The organism is Virgisporangium ochraceum, from assembly GCF_016863655.1.
Lineage (GTDB): Bacteria > Actinomycetota > Actinomycetes > Mycobacteriales > Micromonosporaceae > Virgisporangium > Virgisporangium ochraceum.
Genome location: NZ_BOPH01000005.1, coordinates 1 through 17,114, shown reverse-complemented (window position 1 = coordinate 17,114; position 17,114 = coordinate 1). Strand labels below are relative to the sequence as shown.

The 17,114-nt window shown below is 72.4% G+C and carries 23 protein-coding genes; 11 read left to right on the top strand and 12 right to left on the bottom strand.

Features of this window, described 5'->3' with window-relative positions; translation table 11 throughout:
- Positions 1-8: 8 nt before the first annotated feature.
- Genes Voc01_RS02005 through Voc01_RS01995 form a run of 3 tightly spaced genes read left to right on the top strand, consistent with a single transcriptional unit; the run spans position 9 to position 2,046 of the window.
- Positions 9-548, top strand: a complete 540-nt coding sequence (locus Voc01_RS02005) for a TetR/AcrR family transcriptional regulator (protein ID WP_239159872.1) — start codon at positions 9-11, stop codon at positions 546-548.
- A complete protein-coding gene (gene folP, locus Voc01_RS02000) occupies positions 545-1,414 on the top strand; it encodes a dihydropteroate synthase (RefSeq protein WP_203925488.1) in 870 nt (289 codons plus the stop codon). The genes Voc01_RS02005 and folP overlap by 4 nt, the downstream gene beginning before the upstream one ends.
- Positions 1,411-2,046 (top strand): class III extradiol ring-cleavage dioxygenase family protein, encoded by a 636-nt coding sequence (locus tag Voc01_RS01995; RefSeq protein ID WP_203925487.1) that lies wholly within the window; start codon positions 1,411-1,413, stop codon positions 2,044-2,046. Before folP ends, Voc01_RS01995 begins: the two co-directional genes overlap by 4 nt.
- On the opposite strand, the gene Voc01_RS01990 is transcribed toward Voc01_RS01995, so the two are convergent.
- Entirely contained in the window at positions 2,036-2,518 is a 483-nt protein-coding gene (locus tag Voc01_RS01990) for a MarR family winged helix-turn-helix transcriptional regulator (protein WP_239159871.1), read from the bottom strand. The genes Voc01_RS01995 and Voc01_RS01990 overlap by 11 nt on opposite strands.
- 104 nt (positions 2,519-2,622) lie before the next feature.
- On the opposite strand from Voc01_RS01990, the gene Voc01_RS01985 reads away from it, so the two are divergent.
- Entirely contained in the window at positions 2,623-3,186 is a 564-nt protein-coding gene (locus Voc01_RS01985; RefSeq protein ID WP_203925486.1) for an NADPH-dependent FMN reductase, read from the top strand.
- Here the strand turns inward: Voc01_RS01985 and Voc01_RS01980 are convergent.
- Both Voc01_RS01980 and Voc01_RS01975 read right to left on the bottom strand, forming a co-directional pair.
- The gene (locus Voc01_RS01980; protein WP_203925485.1) at positions 3,183-4,448 is read right to left on the bottom strand and encodes a sensor histidine kinase; all 1,266 of its coding nucleotides are present in this window, start codon (positions 4,446-4,448) and stop codon (positions 3,183-3,185) included. The two genes, Voc01_RS01985 and Voc01_RS01980, sit on opposite strands and share 4 nt — an antisense overlap.
- Positions 4,445-5,134 (bottom strand): response regulator transcription factor, encoded by a 690-nt coding sequence (locus Voc01_RS01975; RefSeq protein ID WP_203925484.1) that lies wholly within the window; start codon positions 5,132-5,134, stop codon positions 4,445-4,447. Before Voc01_RS01975 ends, Voc01_RS01980 begins: the two co-directional genes overlap by 4 nt.
- A 102-nt stretch (positions 5,135-5,236) precedes the next feature.
- Here Voc01_RS01975 and Voc01_RS01970 point away from each other — a divergent pair, with 102 nt between their 5' ends.
- On the top strand, positions 5,237-5,734 hold the full coding sequence (locus Voc01_RS01970; RefSeq protein WP_203925483.1) for a septum formation initiator: 498 nt from the start codon (positions 5,237-5,239) through the stop codon (positions 5,732-5,734).
- Here the strand turns inward: Voc01_RS01970 and Voc01_RS01965 are convergent.
- The 3 genes from Voc01_RS01965 to Voc01_RS01955 all read right to left on the bottom strand — a co-directional run bounded on the left by Voc01_RS01965 (position 5,723) and on the right by Voc01_RS01955 (position 7,991).
- Positions 5,723-6,181, bottom strand: coding sequence for an Lrp/AsnC family transcriptional regulator (locus tag Voc01_RS01965; protein ID WP_203925482.1), 459 nt, complete (start codon positions 6,179-6,181; stop codon positions 5,723-5,725). The two genes, Voc01_RS01970 and Voc01_RS01965, sit on opposite strands and share 12 nt — an antisense overlap.
- Positions 6,168-7,187, bottom strand: coding sequence for a Glu/Leu/Phe/Val dehydrogenase dimerization domain-containing protein (locus tag Voc01_RS01960; protein ID WP_203925481.1), 1,020 nt, complete (start codon positions 7,185-7,187; stop codon positions 6,168-6,170). Before Voc01_RS01960 ends, Voc01_RS01965 begins: the two co-directional genes overlap by 14 nt.
- A gap of 75 nt (positions 7,188-7,262) precedes the next feature.
- On the bottom strand, positions 7,263-7,991 hold the full coding sequence (locus Voc01_RS01955) for an IclR family transcriptional regulator (protein ID WP_203925480.1): 729 nt from the start codon (positions 7,989-7,991) through the stop codon (positions 7,263-7,265).
- 20 nt (positions 7,992-8,011) lie between these two features.
- On the opposite strand from Voc01_RS01955, the gene eda reads away from it, so the two are divergent.
- A complete protein-coding gene (gene eda, locus Voc01_RS01950; RefSeq protein WP_203925479.1) occupies positions 8,012-8,647 on the top strand; it encodes a bifunctional 4-hydroxy-2-oxoglutarate aldolase/2-dehydro-3-deoxy-phosphogluconate aldolase in 636 nt (211 codons plus the stop codon).
- On the top strand, positions 8,644-9,732 hold the full coding sequence (locus tag Voc01_RS01945) for a sugar kinase (protein WP_203925478.1): 1,089 nt from the start codon (positions 8,644-8,646) through the stop codon (positions 9,730-9,732). Before eda ends, Voc01_RS01945 begins: the two co-directional genes overlap by 4 nt.
- On the opposite strand, the gene Voc01_RS01940 is transcribed toward Voc01_RS01945, so the two are convergent.
- Positions 9,698-10,276, bottom strand: coding sequence for a TetR/AcrR family transcriptional regulator (locus tag Voc01_RS01940; RefSeq protein ID WP_203925477.1), 579 nt, complete (start codon positions 10,274-10,276; stop codon positions 9,698-9,700). The genes Voc01_RS01945 and Voc01_RS01940 overlap by 35 nt on opposite strands.
- Positions 10,277-10,353: 77 nt before the next feature.
- On the opposite strand from Voc01_RS01940, the gene Voc01_RS01935 reads away from it, so the two are divergent.
- On the top strand, positions 10,354-10,908 hold the full coding sequence (locus Voc01_RS01935; RefSeq protein ID WP_203925476.1) for a dihydrofolate reductase family protein: 555 nt from the start codon (positions 10,354-10,356) through the stop codon (positions 10,906-10,908).
- Here the strand turns inward: Voc01_RS01935 and Voc01_RS01930 are convergent.
- A complete protein-coding gene (locus tag Voc01_RS01930) occupies positions 10,889-12,670 on the bottom strand; it encodes an alpha-amylase family glycosyl hydrolase (RefSeq protein ID WP_203925475.1) in 1,782 nt (593 codons plus the stop codon). The genes Voc01_RS01935 and Voc01_RS01930 overlap by 20 nt on opposite strands.
- A gap of 22 nt (positions 12,671-12,692) precedes the next feature.
- Between Voc01_RS01930 and Voc01_RS01925 the strand changes: the two genes are divergently transcribed.
- The 3 genes from Voc01_RS01925 to Voc01_RS01915 are packed head-to-tail and all read left to right on the top strand — an operon-like array spanning position 12,693 to position 13,925.
- Positions 12,693-13,073 carry a YidH family protein gene (locus tag Voc01_RS01925; RefSeq protein WP_203925474.1) on the top strand — a complete coding sequence of 127 codons (381 nt, stop codon included), beginning with the start codon at positions 12,693-12,695 and terminating at the stop codon, positions 13,071-13,073.
- A complete protein-coding gene (locus Voc01_RS01920) occupies positions 13,070-13,399 on the top strand; it encodes a DUF202 domain-containing protein (protein ID WP_203925473.1) in 330 nt (109 codons plus the stop codon). Before Voc01_RS01925 ends, Voc01_RS01920 begins: the two co-directional genes overlap by 4 nt.
- A gap of 4 nt (positions 13,400-13,403) precedes the next feature.
- The gene (locus Voc01_RS01915) at positions 13,404-13,925 is read left to right on the top strand and encodes a DinB family protein (protein ID WP_203925472.1); all 522 of its coding nucleotides are present in this window, start codon (positions 13,404-13,406) and stop codon (positions 13,923-13,925) included.
- Here Voc01_RS01915 and Voc01_RS01910 read toward each other — a convergent pair.
- From Voc01_RS01910 to Voc01_RS52735, 4 genes are all read right to left on the bottom strand, one after another.
- Complete coding sequence (locus Voc01_RS01910; RefSeq protein WP_203925471.1) at positions 13,920-14,684, bottom strand: ABC transporter ATP-binding protein; 765 nt, start codon at positions 14,682-14,684, stop codon at positions 13,920-13,922. The two genes, Voc01_RS01915 and Voc01_RS01910, sit on opposite strands and share 6 nt — an antisense overlap.
- Positions 14,681-15,745 (bottom strand): FecCD family ABC transporter permease, encoded by a 1,065-nt coding sequence (locus Voc01_RS01905; RefSeq protein WP_203925470.1) that lies wholly within the window; start codon positions 15,743-15,745, stop codon positions 14,681-14,683. Before Voc01_RS01905 ends, Voc01_RS01910 begins: the two co-directional genes overlap by 4 nt.
- On the bottom strand, positions 15,742-16,647 hold the full coding sequence (locus tag Voc01_RS01900; RefSeq protein WP_203925469.1) for an ABC transporter substrate-binding protein: 906 nt from the start codon (positions 16,645-16,647) through the stop codon (positions 15,742-15,744). Before Voc01_RS01900 ends, Voc01_RS01905 begins: the two co-directional genes overlap by 4 nt.
- A gap of 203 nt (positions 16,648-16,850) precedes the next feature.
- On the bottom strand, positions 16,851-17,018 hold the full coding sequence (locus tag Voc01_RS52735; RefSeq protein WP_239159870.1) for an SAM-dependent methyltransferase: 168 nt from the start codon (positions 17,016-17,018) through the stop codon (positions 16,851-16,853).
- Positions 17,019-17,114 lie beyond the last annotated feature (96 nt).

Below are 17,114 nucleotides of genomic sequence, written 5' to 3'. Positions count from 1 at the left end.
GGGGTCACGTGCGCGCCGACGCCCAGCGCAACCGCGACCGGATCCTCGACGCCGCCGCACAGGCGTTCACCCGCGACGGCGACGCGGTCACGCTCGACGCGATCGCGAAAGAGGCCGGCGTCGGGATCGGGACGCTGTACCGGCACTTCCCCACCCGGGAAGCGCTGGTCGACGCCGCCTACCAGAACGAGCTGGCCCGGCTCTGCGACGCCGCCGCCGCGCTGCTGACCGAGCTGTCGCCCGACAAGGCGCTGCGCGCCTGGATGGACCGGTTCGTGGAGTACATGACCACCAAGCGCGGCATGGGCGAGGCGCTCCGGGCGCTGATCGCGGCCGGCGGCGACCCGTTCGCCCGGAGCTGGGAGCGCATGCTGGCCGCGACGACCACGCTGGTGCGCGTGGCCGTCGACGCGGAGGCGGTCCGCCCCGACGCCGACCCGGAGGACGTGCTCCGCGCGATCGGCGCGGTGTCGCTCGCCACGCTCGAACCGGCGCAGGCCGGCCGGCTGCTCGACCTCATCATGGACGGGCTGCGGTACCGCCCGTGAGCTCACCACTTCGGCTGGGGTCGCGGACCTTCGGTGTGACCGACCGCGTGGTGATGGCGATCGTCAACCGCACGCCCGACTCGTTCTACGACCGCGGTGCGACGTTCGCCGAGGAGTCCGCGATGCGCCGGGTGCACGAGGTGGTGGCCGAGGGCGCCGACATCGTCGACATCGGCGGGGTGCCGGCCGGCCCGGGCGCCGAGGTCGACGTGGCCGCCGAGATCGAGCGCACCGCCTCGTTCGTCGCCGCCGTACGGTCGGCGTACCCGGACCTCGTGATCAGCGTCGACACGTACCGGCACGAGGTGGCCCGCGCGGTGTGCGCCGCCGGCGCCGATCTCATCAACGATCCGTGGGGCGGCGTCGACGAGCGCCTTCCGGAGGTCGCCGCCGAGTTCGACGTCGGGATCGTGTGCGCGCACGCCGGTCCGATGGCGCCGCGGACGCGGCCGTACCGGGTCGCCTACGACGACGTGGTTCTCGACGTCCTGAAGCACACGGTCGGGCTGGCCGAGAGGGCGGTGGCGGCGGGGGTGGACCCGGCCCGCGTCGTCATCGACCCGGCACACGACTTCGGGAAGAACACGTGGCACTCGCTGGAGGTGACCCGCCGCCTCGGCGAGCTGGTCGCGACCGGCTGGCCGGTGCTGGTGTCGTTGTCCAACAAGGACTTCGTCGGCGAGACGTTGGCGGCACCGGTCGACGACCGGGTGGCCGGCACGCTCGCCGCCACGTCGATCTGCGCCTGGCTGGGCGCGCGCGTGTACCGCGTCCACCAGACCCGGCAGACCCGGCAGGTGCTCGACATGGTCTCCGCGATCGCCGGCGACCGGCCGCCGCGCCGCGCGGTGCGGGCGCTCGCGTGATCGCGGCGGCGCTGTGTCCGGCGGCGCCGCTGATGGCGGCGGAGCTCACCGGCGACGACCCGGAGGCCGCCGCCGTGCGCGCGGCCGCGGCGGAGGCGACGGCCCGGCTGGCGCGGTCGGGGGTCGGGGTGATCGCGGTCGTCACCGCCGGTCCGCAGACGCGCGAATGGCCGGTGACGGGCCGCGCCGACCTCGCGCCGTACGGGGGGCCGCGGCTGGCCGACGGTGTGCCGCGGGTGCCGCTGGGGCTCGGCCTCGGTGCCCGGTTGCTCGACGCGGCGGGCTTTTCCGGCGACCGTCTCATGTGGACGGTCGGCCGCATGCGGCCACCCGCCCTCGACGGCGTCGCCCTGCTGGTGCTGGCCGAGGGCTCCGCGCACCGTAACCTGAAGACGTCGACGGATCTGGCGCTACGGGCGGAGCGGTTCGACGCCCTGGTGGAGAAGTCCATCGTGGACGGTGACCTGGCACCGCTGCTCGACCTCGACCCGGCCCTCGCCGAAGACCTGATGGTGCCGGGCCTTCCGGCGCTGCGCCTGCTCGCCGCCGCCGTGACGCGCGCGTCGACGGACCTGCTCTACCGCGCTGCGCCGTTCGGGGTCGGCTACTTCGTGGCCACCCTCAACACCTGAACGAGTCGACGCCGCCCAGCAGCCGGTCGCCGATGTCGCGCAACTGCTTGAGCTGTGTGCGGGTGAGCTGGCCGAGCACCAGTTGCCGCACCACGTCGAGCTGGATGGGCGCGGTGTCGACCACCTTGCGGTAGCCGGCCTCGGTGAGGATCGCGTTGGTGTAGCGGCCGTCGTCGGGTGCGGGCTCGCGCCGCAGCCAGCCGCGCTGTTCGAGCCGCTTGATGAGGTGCGACATCCGCGACAGCGAGCCGCGCACGAGCAGCGCCAGGTCGCTGATGCGCAGCGTGTGGGCGGGCGCCTCGGACAGGTAGGACAGCACGTGGTACTCGAACTGGTTCAGGTCGGCGCGCCGCTGCATCTGGGCGTCGAGCTCGCTCGGCAGCACGGTGAGCACGGCGGCGAGCCGCCGCCAGGCGTCGATCTCCAGGTCGTCGAGCCAGGCGGGTTCGCAGCAGTCGTTCTCGCCCGTCACGCCAAGATTTTAACGCTCCTGTGACGAATCTCCGATGACTTGACCGCTCAACTCATCGGCACTAGCTTTGGGTTGAACATTCAACTCGCTGAGAGGCAACCGAGATGACCCGGATCGCGGTAGTACTGGGCAGCACCCGTCCCGGCCGGCGCGGCCAGCAGGTGGCGGAGTGGGTCCACGAGCTCGCCCAGAAGCGCGGCGGTGCCGAGTTCGACCTGATCGACCTGGCCGACCACCCCCTGCCCCACCTCGACGAGGCGCAGCCGCCGATGCTCGCCCAGTACGCCAACCAGCACACCAAGGAGTGGTCGGCGCTGATCTCCGGCTACGACGGCTACGTCTTCGTGACGCCGGAGTACAACCACTCCACGTCCGGCGCCCTGAAGAACGCCATCGACTACCTGTTCCAGGAGTGGAACAACAAGGCGGCCGGCATCGTCAGCTACGGCAGCCGCGCCGGCGGCGCCCGGGCCGCCGAACACCTGCGCCTGATCCTCGGTGAGCTGATGGTGGCCGACGTCCGCGCCCAGGTGACGATCCCGATCCAGCAGTACTTCGAGAACTGGACCGAGTTCCGCCCCGACCAGCAGCTCGAAGACGACCTCGGCCTCGTGCTCGACCAGGTGATCGCCTGGAGCACCGCGCTGCAGCCGCTGCGCGCCGCCTAACCGAGGTACAGCGTCACGACGGTGCCGCCGGTGTCGCCGCGCCGCAGGGTGAGGTCGCCGCCGCTCGCTCGCGCGGCGCGGCGGGCGATGTCGAGACCCAGACCGGTGGACCCGCCACCGCTGGCGCCCCGTTCGACGTGCTCCGCCGGGAGACCCGGCCCCCTGTCGGAGATCGTGAGCACCGCACCCGGTCGACCGGGTACAAGCGTCACCGCGAACGGGGTGCCGTCGGGGGTGTGCGCGAACACGTTGCCCAGCAGGGCGTCGAGCGCGGCGGCCAGGTCGTCGGCGGCCACCCGCACCGGCAGCGGACCGTCGGCGAGGTCCAGGGTCACTGTGCGGCCGGTGTCCTCGGCGAGCACCGTCCAGAACTCGACCCGCTCGCGGACCACCGGCGCCGCGTCGCACCCACCCGGTCCGGAGCCCTCGGTCTGGCGGCGGGCCTGCAGGATCAGGCCGGTCACCGCGCGTTCCAGGCTGTCGACACCGGCACCGATGCGGGCCGCCTCGGCCGGGTCGGCGAGCGCCTCGGCCTCCAGCCGCAGCGACGTCAGGGGGGTGCGGAGCCGGTGCGACAGGTCGGCCACGTGCTCCCGCTCCTCCGTCAACAGCTCCTGGATGCGCCCGGCCAGCTGGTTCAGGGCGCCGGCCACCTCGCGCAGCTCGGGCGGACCGTCGGGCGTCGCCCGCGCGGTCAGTTCGGCCCGGGCCAGCCGGTGCGACACGGCCGACAGCTCGGAGATCGGGCGGACCAGCGTGCGGGCCAGCCGGTCGGCCACCAGGAGACCGAGCAGCAGCAACGCCACCCCGAGGCCGGCGAGCACCAGCCACGACCGGGCCACCCCGCGGGTGAGCTCCGCCGTCGGGACGAACGTGCGTACCACGGCCGTCCCCTCGGCCCGTCCCTGCACGGCGACGACGATCTCCCGACCGGCGTCGGTGGACACGGTGAGGCTGCTGCTGCGGCGGGCGGCCAGCTCGACCGCCGTGCTGCGCCCGACCGGCGTCCCGAGCACCTCGCCGCTGGCGAGGAACACGGTCACGGGCAGCCGCGAGGTCGCGGCGACCTGCTCCGCGGCCGGGCCCAGCGCGCTCGGCGGGGCCGTGCCCGCGGCCGCGACCAGCCCCTGGATGTTGGTGGCCGCCGAGGCCGTCGCCCGGTCGGCGGCGACGGTGCGTACCAGGACCGCCAGCGGCACCAGGAACGCCACCAGCACCAGGCACATCGTGGCGGTGACCAGCAGCGTCAGCCGGCGCCTCACGGCGGCGCACCGGGCGGGCTCAGCCGCACGCCGACCCCGCGGACCGTGTGGAGGTACCGCGGCTCCTGCGCGGTCTCGCCGAGCTTGCGCCGCAACCACGACAGGTGCACGTCGACGGTCTTGTCGGCGCCGCCGTACGGCACCTGCCACACTTCCGTGAGCAGCTCCCGCTTCGACACCACTTCGCCGGCCTTCCCGGCGAGGTACAGCAGCAGGTCGAACTCGCGCGGTGTGAGGTCCAGGCGCACGGCGTCCAGTGTCGCCTCGCGGGCCCTGGCGTCCAACCGGAGCCCGCCCACGACGGTCTCCGCGCTGACGGGGCCGCCGGCCGCGCGGCGCAGCACGGCCCGTACCCGGGCGTCGAGCTGGTTCGCCGTGAACGGCTTGACGATGTAGTCGTCGGCGCCGACGTCGAGCCCGCGCACCATCTCGGCCTCGCTGTCGCGCGCGGTCGCGACGATCACCGGCGTCGGCGTGACCGCCCGGATCATCTTGAGCAGCTCCAGACCGTCGACGTCGGGCAGGCCGAGGTCGAGGATCACCAGGTCGGGACGGTCGTCGAGCACCGCCTGCAGCCCGGCCATCGCGGTCGCCGAGAACGCGACGGCGTGTCCCCGCTCGCGGAGCGCCCTGATCAGGGGCAGCCGGATCTGCGGATCGTCCTCGATGAGAAGCAGCCGCGCCACACGACGCACGGTAGCCGCCCGGCGGGCCGGAACAGGTGGGTTAACGGTTCGTTAGGGTCCGACGGTGCCCGCGTTAACCATCCGGGCGGGCATCATCGGGGCATGCGCCTTCTGTTCGCCGTCGCCGGATGGGTCGCGGCCGCCGGGGCCGCGACCCTCATCGGCCTCGCCGGCGTGCAGGTGATCGGCAACGGCATCACCGGCGGTACCGGTGGCGACATCCTCACCGCCGAGCAGGCGGCCCGCGAGCTCGCGGCGGCGGAACCGGTGCCAACCGCGTCGGCGCCGCCGGCGTCCGTGCCATCCCCGTCCACGCCGGCGTCCGACCCGTCCACCCCACCCCCGACCGCCGGGGGGCCGGTCAATGTGCAGGTGTTCGGGGGACCTGGCGGCACCGTGCGGGCCGGCTGCCTTCCCGGTGGTGCGGTGCTGGTCACCTGGTCGCCGGCGCAGGGCTACAGCGTCGAGGAGTACCGGGTCGGGCCGGGAGAGTACGCCGAGGTCCGGTTCGACCGGGGCAGCAGCAGCGGCAAGGGCAACGGCGAGTCCCGGGTCCGGGTCCGCTGCGTCGGTGGCGTGCCCGCCGCCTCATGGGACTAGCGGCGTCACCACCGTCGAGTCGACGTGCTGGTAGACGATCGAGGTGCGGAAGCCGACGATCTCGCGGCGGATCGTGAAGCGGTCCATCAGGAAGTCGTGCAGGCGTTGGATGTCGGCGACCGCCACGTGGACGATGAAGTCGTCGCCGCCGGCGAGGACGAACACCGACAGCACCTCCGGCTGCTCGCTCATGTACCGCTTGAAGTCGGTGATGACGTCGCGGCTCAGGGGCCGCACCTGCACCGCGATCAGCGCCTGCAGGTTCCGGTTCAGGGCACGCAGGTCCACCGCCGCGTGGTAGCCGGTGATGACGCCGCGGGCGCGCAGGGCCCGCACCCGCTCCAGACACGTCGACGGCGCGATGTTCAGCTTCGCCGCCAGGTCGCGGTTGGACTGGCGCGCGTCGCGTTGGAGCTGGTCGACGATCGCGCGGTCAGTCGCGTCCACTGTGGACCAACCCGTTCTCCAACCGGGTCCGGGCGCGGTCCATCGCCGCGCGGGCCGGCGTGACGCCGTCGCGGTCGGCCACCTCCAGCAGGTCGCCGACCGTGGTGCCGATGCCGTCGACCCGCCGCGCCGCCTCCGCCGCGGAGACACCGTCGATCTCGACGGCCATCGCGTTGATGACGCCACCCATGCTCACCACGTAGTCCGGCACCCACACGATGCCGCGGGCGTGCAGCAGGTCGGCCACCGACTCGTCCTGGAGCTGGTTGTTGGCCGGACCCGCGATCGCGCCGCACCGCAGCCGTGGCACCACCTCCGCCGTGAGGACCCCGCCCAGCGCGGCCGGCACCACCACGTCGACCTCGGCGGTCAACGCCTCTTCCGGCGAAACCCACGCGGCGCCGAGGGAATCGGCCAGCCCCCGCCTGGCCGGGTCGACGTCGCTCACCACCAGCGTGGCGCCGGAAGCGGCCAGCGTTGACGCGACCGCGCCGCCCACCCGGCCGAGCCCCACGACCGCGAACCGCCGCCCCGCCAGCGGACCCAGCGCGCGCAGCGCGGCCACCACCCCGGCGGCCGTGGCCGGCGACGAGTCGCCGCTGCCGCCCGACGGCAGCGGCCGGCAGAACACGTGCCGGGTACGCGACGCGATTACGTCCATGTCGGCTTCGCTCGTGCCGACGTCGGGACCGGTGGCGTACCGGCCGCCGAACGACTCGATCACGTCGCCGGCGTCGAGCAGAGCGTCGCGCCGGCGAGACGCCGCGACGGTGGACGGAAGCGCCACCACCGTCTTCCCGCCGCCCTTGGGGACGCCCGCCGCCGCGGTCTTGTACGTCATGCCGCGGGCCAGCCGCAAGGCGTCGGCCTGCGCGTCGCGCCAGTCGGGGTAGTGCCACATGCGCAGCCCGCCGACGGCCTGGCCGAGGGTTGTCGAGTGCACCGCGACGATCACCGGCAGGCCGCTGCGCGGCCCCCGGACCATCCGCACCTCTTCATGCTCCATGGAGCCATTCACGCACAGGGTACGGCCACGGCCACCAAGATCCGTACAACGTTCGGCGATCGGGCCGAGGTCCGTTCAAGCAGCGCCGGATACGTCCAGAAGTGCGGAGATCAACCGGGCCTCCATGCCCGTGTCGAGCCGGGCGGTCGGTATCGACACGCTGATCGCGTCGTGCGGCCCCAGGGCGACCGCGAAGCAGGAGATCCCCACCGTGTTCTCCTCCCGGTCGGCCGCCCAGCGCAGCGCGCGGATGGTGGCGAGTTCGCCGAACAGCTTCCCGCGGTCGGTGATCGTGTTCGGGGTGAGCGACGCCAGTGGCCAGTGGAGGAGGTCCTCGACGGTCGCGTCGCCGCGCTGGGCGAGCAGCGCCTTGCCGAGCGCCGTGGCGTGCGCCGGCAGCATGCGGCCGATCGCGCTGTAGAGGCGCAACGGGTGGACCGACTCCCGCTTGGCCAGGTACGTCACGTCGGGGCCCGACAACCGTCCCAGGTGGACGGTCTCTCCGAACGCCGCCGCCAGACCGTCGAGCAGGCGGGCGTACCGGGCCACCGCGTCGTCACCGTCCACATAGGACGCGCCGATCTGCACGGCGCGCAGCCCGAGCCGGAAGCGGGTGCCGGCCTCGTCGGCCTCGACCCATCCGCGCCGCACCATCGTGCGCAGGATGCCGTGCAGGCTGCTCTTCGGGATGCCGAGCGCGCGCGTCAGCTCCCCGAGTGACCGGTCGCCGGGGGTGCCGGCGAGCGCCTCCAGCACGTCGAGCGTGCGATCCGCTGACTTCACGGGCTGGAAGCCGTCGTCCATGTCCGGTAGCGTACACGTACGTGACCGTCGTTCACGATACTGAACAGACAATTGCCAAGAACCGCCTCCTACCGGTCGTCGTCATCGACGACGCTGCCACCGCCGACCCGCTCGCCGAGGCCCTGGTCGCCGGCGGCCTGCCCTGCGCGGAGATCACGTTCCGCACCGCCGCCGCGGCCGACGCCATCACGGCGATGGCCGCCCGCGGCGACCTCGTGGTGGGCGCCGGCACCGTGCTCACCCCCGAGCAGGTCGACCGGGCCGTCGACGCCGGCGCGAAGTTCATCGTCAGCCCCGGCTTCAGCGCGGCCGTCGTCGCGCGGAGCCGGGAGCTCGGCGTTCCGGTGTACCCGGGCGCCGCCACCGCCACCGAGATCCAGATGGCCCTCGACGCGGGCCTGACCACCGTGAAGTTCTTCCCGGCCGAGCAGTTGGGCGGTGCGGCAATGGTGAAGGCGCTCGCCGCCCCGTTCCGGCAGGTGACGTTCATCCCGACCGGCGGGGTCACCACCGACAACCTCGATCGGTACCTCGCCCTGCCGAGCGTGCTCGCGGTCGGCGGCACCTGGATGGTCGCCGCCGACCTGTTGAAGAACCGCGACTGGGCCGAGGTCACCCGGCGCACGACAGCAGCCGTGGAAAGGGCGGGCCGATGAAGCTGCGCGAGAACTGCCGCTACGACCTGGTGTCGCTGGGCGAGATCATGCTGCGGCTCGACCCGGGCGAGGGCCGCGTGCGCACCGCGCGCACGTTCCGCGCCTGGGAGGGCGGCGGCGAGTACAACGTCGCGCGCGGGCTGCGCCGGTGCTTCGGCCTGAAGACCGCCGTGGTGACCGCGTTCGCGGACAACGAGGTCGGCAGGCTGCTCGAGGACCTGGTGCTGCAGGGCGGTGTCGACACCACCTACGTGACGTGGGTGCCGTACGACGGCATCGGCCGCGCGGTGCGCAACGGCATCAACTTCACCGAACGCGGGTTCGGCGTGCGGGGCGCGGTCGGCACGTCCGACCGGGGGCACACGGCCGCCAGCCAACTCGGTCCCGACGATGTCGACTGGGACGAGCTGTTCGGCGCGCACGGGGTCCGCTGGCTCCACACCGGTGGCATCTACGCCGCGCTGAGCGAGACCAGCGCGCGCACGGCGGAGGCCGCGATGGCCGCGGCGCGCCGGCACGGGACGATCGTGTCGTACGACCTGAACTACCGGCCGAGCCTGTGGAAAGCGGTCGGCGGCCCCGAGCGTGCCCGCGAGGTGAACCGGGCGCTCGCCCGCCACGTCGACGTGATGATCGGCAACGAGGAGGACTTCACCGCCGCGCTCGGCTTCGAGGTTCCCGACACCGACGAGTCACTGTCCACGTTGGACGCCGGCAACTTCCGGCGCATGATCACCGAGGTCGTCAAGGAGTACGACACCTTCCAGGTGGTCGCCACGACGCTGCGCACGGTGCGCAGCGCCACGGTGAACGACTGGGGCGCCGTCGCGTGGTCGCGCGCCGAGGGCTTCGCCGAGGCCACCCACCGCGAGGGCCTGGAGATCCTCGACCGCGTGGGCGGCGGCGACTCCTTCGCGTCCGGTCTGATCTACGGCCTGCTGACGGGCCGCGACCTGCGGGCGGCGGTGGAGTACGGCGCGGCGCACGGAGCCCTGGCGATGACGACACCGGGTGACACGTCGATGGCGTCACTGGCGGAGGTCGAGAAACTCATGAAGGGTGGTTCGGCGCGGGTGGCGCGCTGAGCTCCTCGGGGCACAACCGTTGCGCGAAAGCCTCCACGACGTCCTCCGTCCGGGTGCCGGCGCCGATCGACGTGCTCAGCAGGTCGAGCAGCAGCCCGTCGAGGGCGTAGTGGAGCAGCGCGATCTCGAACGCGCCGCCGGGCAGCCCGGTGGTGGCGTGGAAGGCGACGTCGCCTTCGTAGCCGCGGTGCAGCGTGGCCCCGAGCCGGCGACCCAGTTCCGGGCGGCGGGCGCCTTCGAGGCGTAGTTCGAACAGCGCGCGCATCAGGTCGGGTTCGCCGGTGGTGCGGCGCACGATGTCGTGCAGGTAGTCCGCCATGCTGGCGTCCGTCGGGGGATCGTCGGGCGCGATGCGCGCGAAGATCCGCTCCGCCAGTCCGCTCAGCAGCGCGTCGCGGGAGCGGAAGTAGTTCGACGCCGTGCCGGCCGGCACGCCCGCCTCCCGGTCGACCGCGCGGTGGGTGAGGCCGCGGGCGCCGGCCTGGGCGAGGACCCGCAGGCCCGCGTCGGCGAGCAGGTCACGGCGCTGGGGGTTGCTGACCACGAAATGGAGACTAGCACCAACCACGACAGCTGTTGTACTTTAACCACGACAGACATAGTGGTTAGGGAGGTGCGAGCATGCGAAAGCTCGTCTACTACGTGGCATCGACGATCGACGGCTTCATCGCCGGGCCCGACGGCTCGATCGACTTCTACCCGTTCGAGCCCGACCTGCAGGAGTTCATCCGCACCCGGTACCCGGAGACGCTGCCGACCCACGTCCGTGAACCACTCGGCATCCCCACGGACACGCCGAACCGCGCGTTCGACACGCTGGTGATGGGCCGGGGCACGCTCGACCCGGCGCTGAGCCTGGGCATCAGGAACCCGTACGCCCACCTGCGGGAGTACGTGTTCAGCCGCACCCTGGAGGGCGCGCAGAGCGGCGACCCGGTCGAGTTCGTCCGGAAGCTGAAACAGGAGGACGGCCTCGACATCTGGCTCTGCGGCGGCGGCGATCTCGCCGGTCAGCTGCTCGCGGAGGTCGACGAGCTGGTCATCAAGCTCAGCCCGGTGATCGCCGGCGAGGGGATCCCGTTGGTACGGAGCAACTTCAACCCCACCCGCTTCGCGCTGGTGTCGGCGACACCGCTGGAGAGCGGCGTCGTCGTGCTCACCTACGCACGTAGATGACGAACCCGGCCGCCGGCACCGTGAGCAGCACCGCCCGGCCGTTGCGGGCCTCGACCGTCACCTCGCGGCCACCCTGCGACGGGTCGGTCGAGTACCGGCACACCAGCTTGTCGCCGACCTCGTGCAACGCCGCGTCGACGGTCACCCACGCGGTGTGCGGCAGCAGCGGGTCGGTGTTGATCGCGGCCAGCACCTCGTCGTCCACGAAGATCCGCGACCAGGGGACGATCGACCGCGTACCCGGGTAGCCGAAGCCCACGCCGTCACCCGAGATCTGGCGCAGGTACTGGCGACCGCGCCGCAGCGCCGGAACGGCCCGGCGCACGGCGAGGATGCGCGCCACCTCCCGGTAGACCGGGTCGGCCTCGTCGAAGACGTGGCCGCCGCGGCTGCGGAACGGGCCGAACGCGCCGCCGAACATCGCTTCGCGGATGTAGCGGTCGTTGCCGCCGGAGCCGTCGAGGCGCTGCTCCGACCCGTAGTACAGGCAGGGGATCCCGAGCGTGCACACGTTCAGCGCGATGGCGGCCAGCGCCATCCGGTGGCCGAGGTCGTCGACGGCGAAGCGCGCCTTCCAGTCACCCTTGCGTACCTGGTCGTGGTCGTCGTAGCCGGTGACGACCCGGTTGCGCAGCCAGGTGTGCGAGTCCTTGCCGAGGGCGAACGAGTCGCGGAACAGGTCGAAGTAGCCGCGCGGGTCGCGGCGTCCCTTCACCAGCCACTCCAGCTCGTCCTGGATCTCGGCGAGGCCCAGCGCGGCGTCCATGCCGACCTGTTCGAGGGTCTCGAACGCGAAGCGGCGGTCGCCGGTGATCTCGGCGATCAGGTAGAAGTTCTCCTTGCCGATCGACTGGGCGAACTCGTGGATCACCGAGGCGAAGTAGCGGGCGGCGCCGCGGTCCATGTGCTTCACGGTGTCGACGCGGAGTCCGTCGAGGTCGGCGTAGGCGATCCAGTAGCGGTAGACCCGGGCGAGGGTCTGCAGAGCGCGGGACGGCGTGTAGCGGTCGGTTTCCCCGGTTCCCAGGTGGAGGTCCTTCAGCCCGTAGAAGTCGCCTTCGACGTACTCGGGGTACCGGTCCCAGTCGACGATGCGGCCGCCGCACGTGAACACGCCGGGCTCCTGGAGCTCGGCCGGCCAGACGGCCCCATCCAGAGCAGCACCGTCCACATCGGACACCGGCCCGAAGGGCAGGCTCGGCTCACCGGACGCGTCGCGGAATCCCGCCACCGGGTACGGGTGGCCGAACCAGGTGGCGTCGGTGACGTCGTCGCGGTAGGCGAACACGTCACCGGCGTGGTTGAGCACCACGTCGAGGATCACGCGGATCCCGAGGGCGTGCGCCGCCGCGACCAGGTCGCGCAGGTCCTCCTTCGTGCCGAAGTGCGGGTCGACGTCGAGGAAGTTCTGCGTGGCGTAGCCGTGGTAGGTCTCCTCGAACGGCGTCTGCTTCAGGACCGGGCTGACCCAGACGGCGGTGACGCCGAGCCGGTGGAGGTACCCGAGCCTCGAGCGCAGCCCCTTCAGCGTGCCGCCGCACCAGCGGGCGCCGGCCTCCCGCCAGCGGGCCGCGTCCTCCTCGGTGGTCACGGCGTTCCCGTGGTCCTCCCGCCGCAACGGTGGTGTCCCCTCGTCACCGTCGGAGAACCGGTCGAGCATCAGGAAGTAGAGGACCTCGTCCTCCCACGCCGCCGGCGAGGGATGGAACTCCCGGTCGACGAGCGGTCCGAAATCGATCTCCGCGGCGCGCCTCAGGTCCACCCGGTGAGCATAGGCTCGCACGGTGGACCCGGATAAGGATCAGCGCTGGCCACGTTCGGTCTACGGGGTGGGCGCCGAGCCCGACCCCCGGTTCAGCTTCGCCAACGAGCGCACCACGCTGGCCTGGCTGCGCACGGCGCTCGCGCTGATCGCGGCCGGCGTGAGCGTCGAGGTGTTCCTCGACCCGCTCACCGGATGGGTGCGCAAGGCCGTCGCCGTGCTGCTGCTCGCGCTCGGCGTCGTGTGCTCGGTGGGTGCGTTCGTGCGCTGGGCGCGCAACGAACGCGCCCTGCGCGACCGCCAGCCGCTGCCGGGCAGCGGGCTCGCGCTCACGCTCGCCTACGCGCTCGCGGCCGTCGGGATCGTGCTGTGCGTCGTGGTGCTGTGGGGAGCGTTGGGGTGACCGACCAATGGGACGCCGGTGTGCAGAACGAGCGGACCGCGTTGGCCTGGCAGCGCACCGCGCTGGCCCTCTTCGGTGTGATCCTCGTCGCCGCCCGGCTTGGCTTCCGGCAGTGGCCCGTCGCGACGGTGGTGGCGCTCGCGCCGGCTCTCGCGCTGAGCGTGACGATCCTCCGGCTGACGAGCCGCCGGTACCGGCAGGCGCACGCCGCCCTGCACGACGACCGGCAGCGGCCGCCGGGTGGACGGCTCCCGTTCTTCGCCGCGACGTCGATCACGCTGCTCGGCCTCGGGGCACTGGCGGCGGTGCTGGCCGGAATACGCTGACGGGATGACGATCACTCCAGACACCAAGGACTGGACCTGGGTGCTCAACCAGCCGTGCCCGGAGTGCGGATTCGACAGCCGCACCATCACCGGGCGCGACGTGCCGGCGCTGCTCCGGTTCAACGTGGCCGAGTGGCCGGCCGTGCTCGCCGACCCGGCCGTGCGCGACCGGCGCCGCCCCGACGCCTGGTCGCCGCTGGAGTACGCCTGCCACGTGCGCGACGTGTTCCGGATCTACACCTATCGCCTCGGCCTGATCCTCACCGAGGACGACCCGCTGTTCCCGAACTGGGACCAGGACGAGACCGCCGTCGCCGAACGGTACGGCGAGCAGGAGCCGGGAACCGTGTCGGCGGAGCTGGTCGCGGCCGGCGAGGCGCTGGCCGACGCGTTCGAGGCGGTACCCGACGACGCGTGGCAGCGCACCGGCAACCGCAGCGACGGCGCCCACTTCACGGTCGAGACGTTCGCCCGCTACTTCGTCCACGACCCGATCCACCACCTGCACGACGTCCGGACGTCATGACCTGACCGGCACCACGATCGGGCCGTGCGCGCCCTTCAACACCTTCACCCGCGCCCGGTACTGGGTGGTCAGCAGCTCCTCGGTGAGCACCTCGGCCGGTGGACCGGTGGCGACCACCCGGCCGCCGGCCACGAGCACCAGGCGGTCGGCGTACTCGCCGGCCACCGACAGGTCGTGCATCGTCGCCAGCACCGTGAGGTCGCGGTCGCGGCGCAGGTCGTCGACCAGGTCGAGGACGTCCTGCTGGTGACCGATGTCCAGGGCGCTGGTCGGCTCGTCGAGCAGCAGCACCGGCGCCTCCTGGGCCAGCGCGCGGGCCAGGAACACCCGCTGCCGCTCGCCGCCCGACAGGGTGGCCAGCAGCCGCCCCACGAACGGCGCGAGGTCGAGCCGGTCGAGCACGCCGTCGACGACGGCCAGGTCGCGCGCCGACTCGCGGCCCAGCGGCGAGATGTGCGGGGTACGCCCGAGCAGCACGTAGTCGATCACCGTCATCCCCGGCGGCACCACCGGGGTCTGCGCGACGACCGCGACCGTCCGGGCCAGCTCCCGGCGGGAGAGCGCGCTCACGTGCGTCCCATTGAGAGAGATCGAGCCGCGATGGGCCAGGCGGCCGCCGACGGCGCGCAACAGGGTGGACTTGCCGGCGCCATTGGGACCGATCACCGTGACCCACTCTCCGGCGGAGACCGTGAGGTCGACGCCGGTGAGGATCTCGCTGCCGCCGAGCGTGACGCCGAGGCCCTCGACGCGGATCATGTTGAGATCCTGCTCGTCGAGCGCAGCACGAGCGCGAAGAACGGCGCGCCGAAGAACGCCGTGATGACCCCGATCGGGATCTCGGCCGGATTGCCGAGCGTGCGGCCGAGCAGGTCGGTGAGCACCAGGAACGCCGCCCCGTACAGCATCGACAGCGGCAGGATCGCCCGGTAGCTGTAGCCGACGAGCAGCCGCACGGTGTGCGGGACGATCACACCGACGAACCCGATCAGCCCTGACACCGCCACCGCCGCCGCCGTACCCAGCGACGCAGCACCCAGCAGGATGTACCGCGACCGCTGCGGATGCAGACCCAGGGCGGCGGCCTCCTCGTCGCCGACCGCGAGCACGTCGAGCTCGCGCCGGTGCAGCAGGATCACCGCGGCGCTGATGACCGCGTACGGCAGCAGCATCAGCACGTCGTGCCAGCCGGCGGTGGCCAGCCGGCCGAGCAGCCAGGAGTACACCTCCCGCACGTTGTCGATGTTGCGTTGCAGGATGTACGTCTGCGCGGCGGAGAGGAACGCCGACACCGCGACCCCGGCGAGGATCAGCGTCGCCGGCGACCGGTCGCGGCCGCCGGCACCGCCGAGCAGGTACGTGAGCGCGACCGCGCCGACCGCGCCGACGAACGCGGCCACCGGCGTGCCCGCCGGCAACCCGCTCAGCCCGGTACCGGTGTCGCGCAGCGCGACCAGGGCCGTGACCGCGAGCCCCGCCCCGGCCGCGACCCCGAGCAGGTGCGGGTCGGCCAGCGGGTTGCGGAACACACCCTGGTAGGCGCCGCCGGCGATCCCGAGCATGCCGCCGACCAGCATCGCCAGCACCACCCGGGGCAGCCGCAGCTCGGTGATGATCGCGACCTCCCGTTCGGAGAGGCCGCTGTCGAGGTTCACGCCGGGCAGCAGGTTCAGCAGCTCGATCGCCACCGAGCCGGGCGGCAGCGTCGCCGCGCCGAACGCCACGCCCACGACCAGCGCCACCGCCACGGCGACGAGCCCGCCGATCGCCGCCTTGAGCGGGAAGGAGGCGCGCTTCGTCGTGGTCGTGCCCGCCGTCACGCCGGTGCTTTGGCCACCGCGCCGGCGATGACCCGCACCAGGTCGACGACCCGCGGCCCCCACCGCGACGCGATGTCGTCGTCGAGCGCGACCACCGTGCCGGCCTTCACCGCGGTGACGTTCGCCCAGCCCGGACGCGCCTTGACCGTGTCGAGCGACTGCTGGCAGCACTTCGTGTCGGCCAGGAAGACGAAGTCGGGGTTCGCCGCGATGATCGCCTCGACGGCGAGCTGCGGGTAGCCGCCCTTCGCCCCGTCGGCGTCGGCCGCGTCGGCGATGTTGACCAGCCCGAACATCCCGAACAGCGACCCGGCGTAGGTCTTGCTGGTCACCGTGTAGAAGGTCGGGTCGAGCTCGTAGTAGTAGGTCGGCTTGTCGGCGCGCTTGGGCGCGTCGGCGACCAGCTTGGTGATGTCGCCCTTCATGCGCTTGACCAGGTCGCCGGCCTCGTTCCTGTGGCCGGTGAGCGCTCCCAGCTCCTCGAGCTGCTTGTACGTGTCGTCGAGCGTGGCCGCGGCGGCGCCCAGGTACACCGGGATCTTCAGCGCGGTCAGCTGGTCCTTGATCTTGTTGATGTCGTTGGAGATGATCACCAGGTCGGGCTGCTTGGCGGCGATCGCCTCGGCGTTCGGCTGGAAGCCCGACAGGTCGCTCTTCGGCGCGTCGGCCGGGTACGTCGACTGGTCGTCGACAGCGGTGACCTGCTTGCCCGCGCCGATCGCGAACAGCATCTCGGTGCCCGTCGGCGACAACGACACGATCTTCACGGGCCGCTCGTCGAGCGTGATCCCGGCCGCCGAGTAGGTCTCCGCCGGCGCCGGGGCAGCCTTGTCGTCGTCGGTGGACGCGCATCCGGTGAGTACGAGGGTGACGGCCAGAGCCGCCGCGGCGACGAGCCTCATCGGGACCTCCTGTCGGCTGAGGAGGATGCATCGCCGACGGAGATCCGCCCGCGAGGCGCCCTTCCTCGAGGACGCTGGTTCGCGACCGCCGCAGGCGACCTGGCTCGTCCCCTTCGAACGGGTTCGTTCAGGGGCATCACAGTTGCGGGACAGCGCCGGATTCACGACCGGCTTCGCTGCGGACGACCTGTAAAGACGGTAACTCAGGCCCTACGCGCCACCCCGGCGTACTCCGGCACCGAACTGGTGTCGTTTCCGTCGGGCCGCCAGCCCGTCACGGCGACCACACCGGGGTCGAGCAGGTCGAGACCGCGGAAGAACACGGCCAGTAGGGCGCCGGGTGAGGGTGCCGTGACCGGGAGCCCGCACATCGCAGACCGCCCGAGCCTCGACTGCCGTGGCGCGAGCGACTGCCTCTCCCAAGACCCACAGTGACCGGGCGGGGGTTCGGCTGTGTGTTGATCGTT

Excerpts from the sequence above, each read along its gene's own strand:
- Voc01_RS01985 (WP_203925486.1), top strand. The coding sequence starts at position 2,623 with ATGACCCGGATCGCGGTAGTACTGGGCAGCACCCGTCCCGGCCGGCGC.
- Voc01_RS01970 (WP_203925483.1), top strand. The coding sequence starts at position 5,237 with ATGCGCCTTCTGTTCGCCGTCGCCGGATGGGTCGCGGCCGCCGGGGCC.
- Voc01_RS01960 (WP_203925481.1), bottom strand. The coding sequence starts at position 7,187 with ATGGAGCATGAAGAGGTGCGGATGGTCCGGGGGCCGCGCAGCGGCCTG.
- Voc01_RS01955 (WP_203925480.1), bottom strand. The coding sequence starts at position 7,991 with ATGGACGACGGCTTCCAGCCCGTGAAGTCAGCGGATCGCACGCTCGAC.
- Voc01_RS01945 (WP_203925478.1), top strand. The coding sequence starts at position 8,644 with ATGAAGCTGCGCGAGAACTGCCGCTACGACCTGGTGTCGCTGGGCGAG.
- Voc01_RS01935 (WP_203925476.1), top strand. The coding sequence starts at position 10,354 with ATGCGAAAGCTCGTCTACTACGTGGCATCGACGATCGACGGCTTCATC.
- Voc01_RS01915 (WP_203925472.1), top strand. The coding sequence starts at position 13,404 with ATGACGATCACTCCAGACACCAAGGACTGGACCTGGGTGCTCAACCAG.
- Voc01_RS01910 (WP_203925471.1), bottom strand. The coding sequence starts at position 14,684 with ATGATCCGCGTCGAGGGCCTCGGCGTCACGCTCGGCGGCAGCGAGATC.
- Voc01_RS01900 (WP_203925469.1), bottom strand. The coding sequence starts at position 16,647 with ATGAGGCTCGTCGCCGCGGCGGCTCTGGCCGTCACCCTCGTACTCACC.
- Voc01_RS52735 (WP_239159870.1), bottom strand. The coding sequence starts at position 17,018 with ATGTGCGGGCTCCCGGTCACGGCACCCTCACCCGGCGCCCTACTGGCC.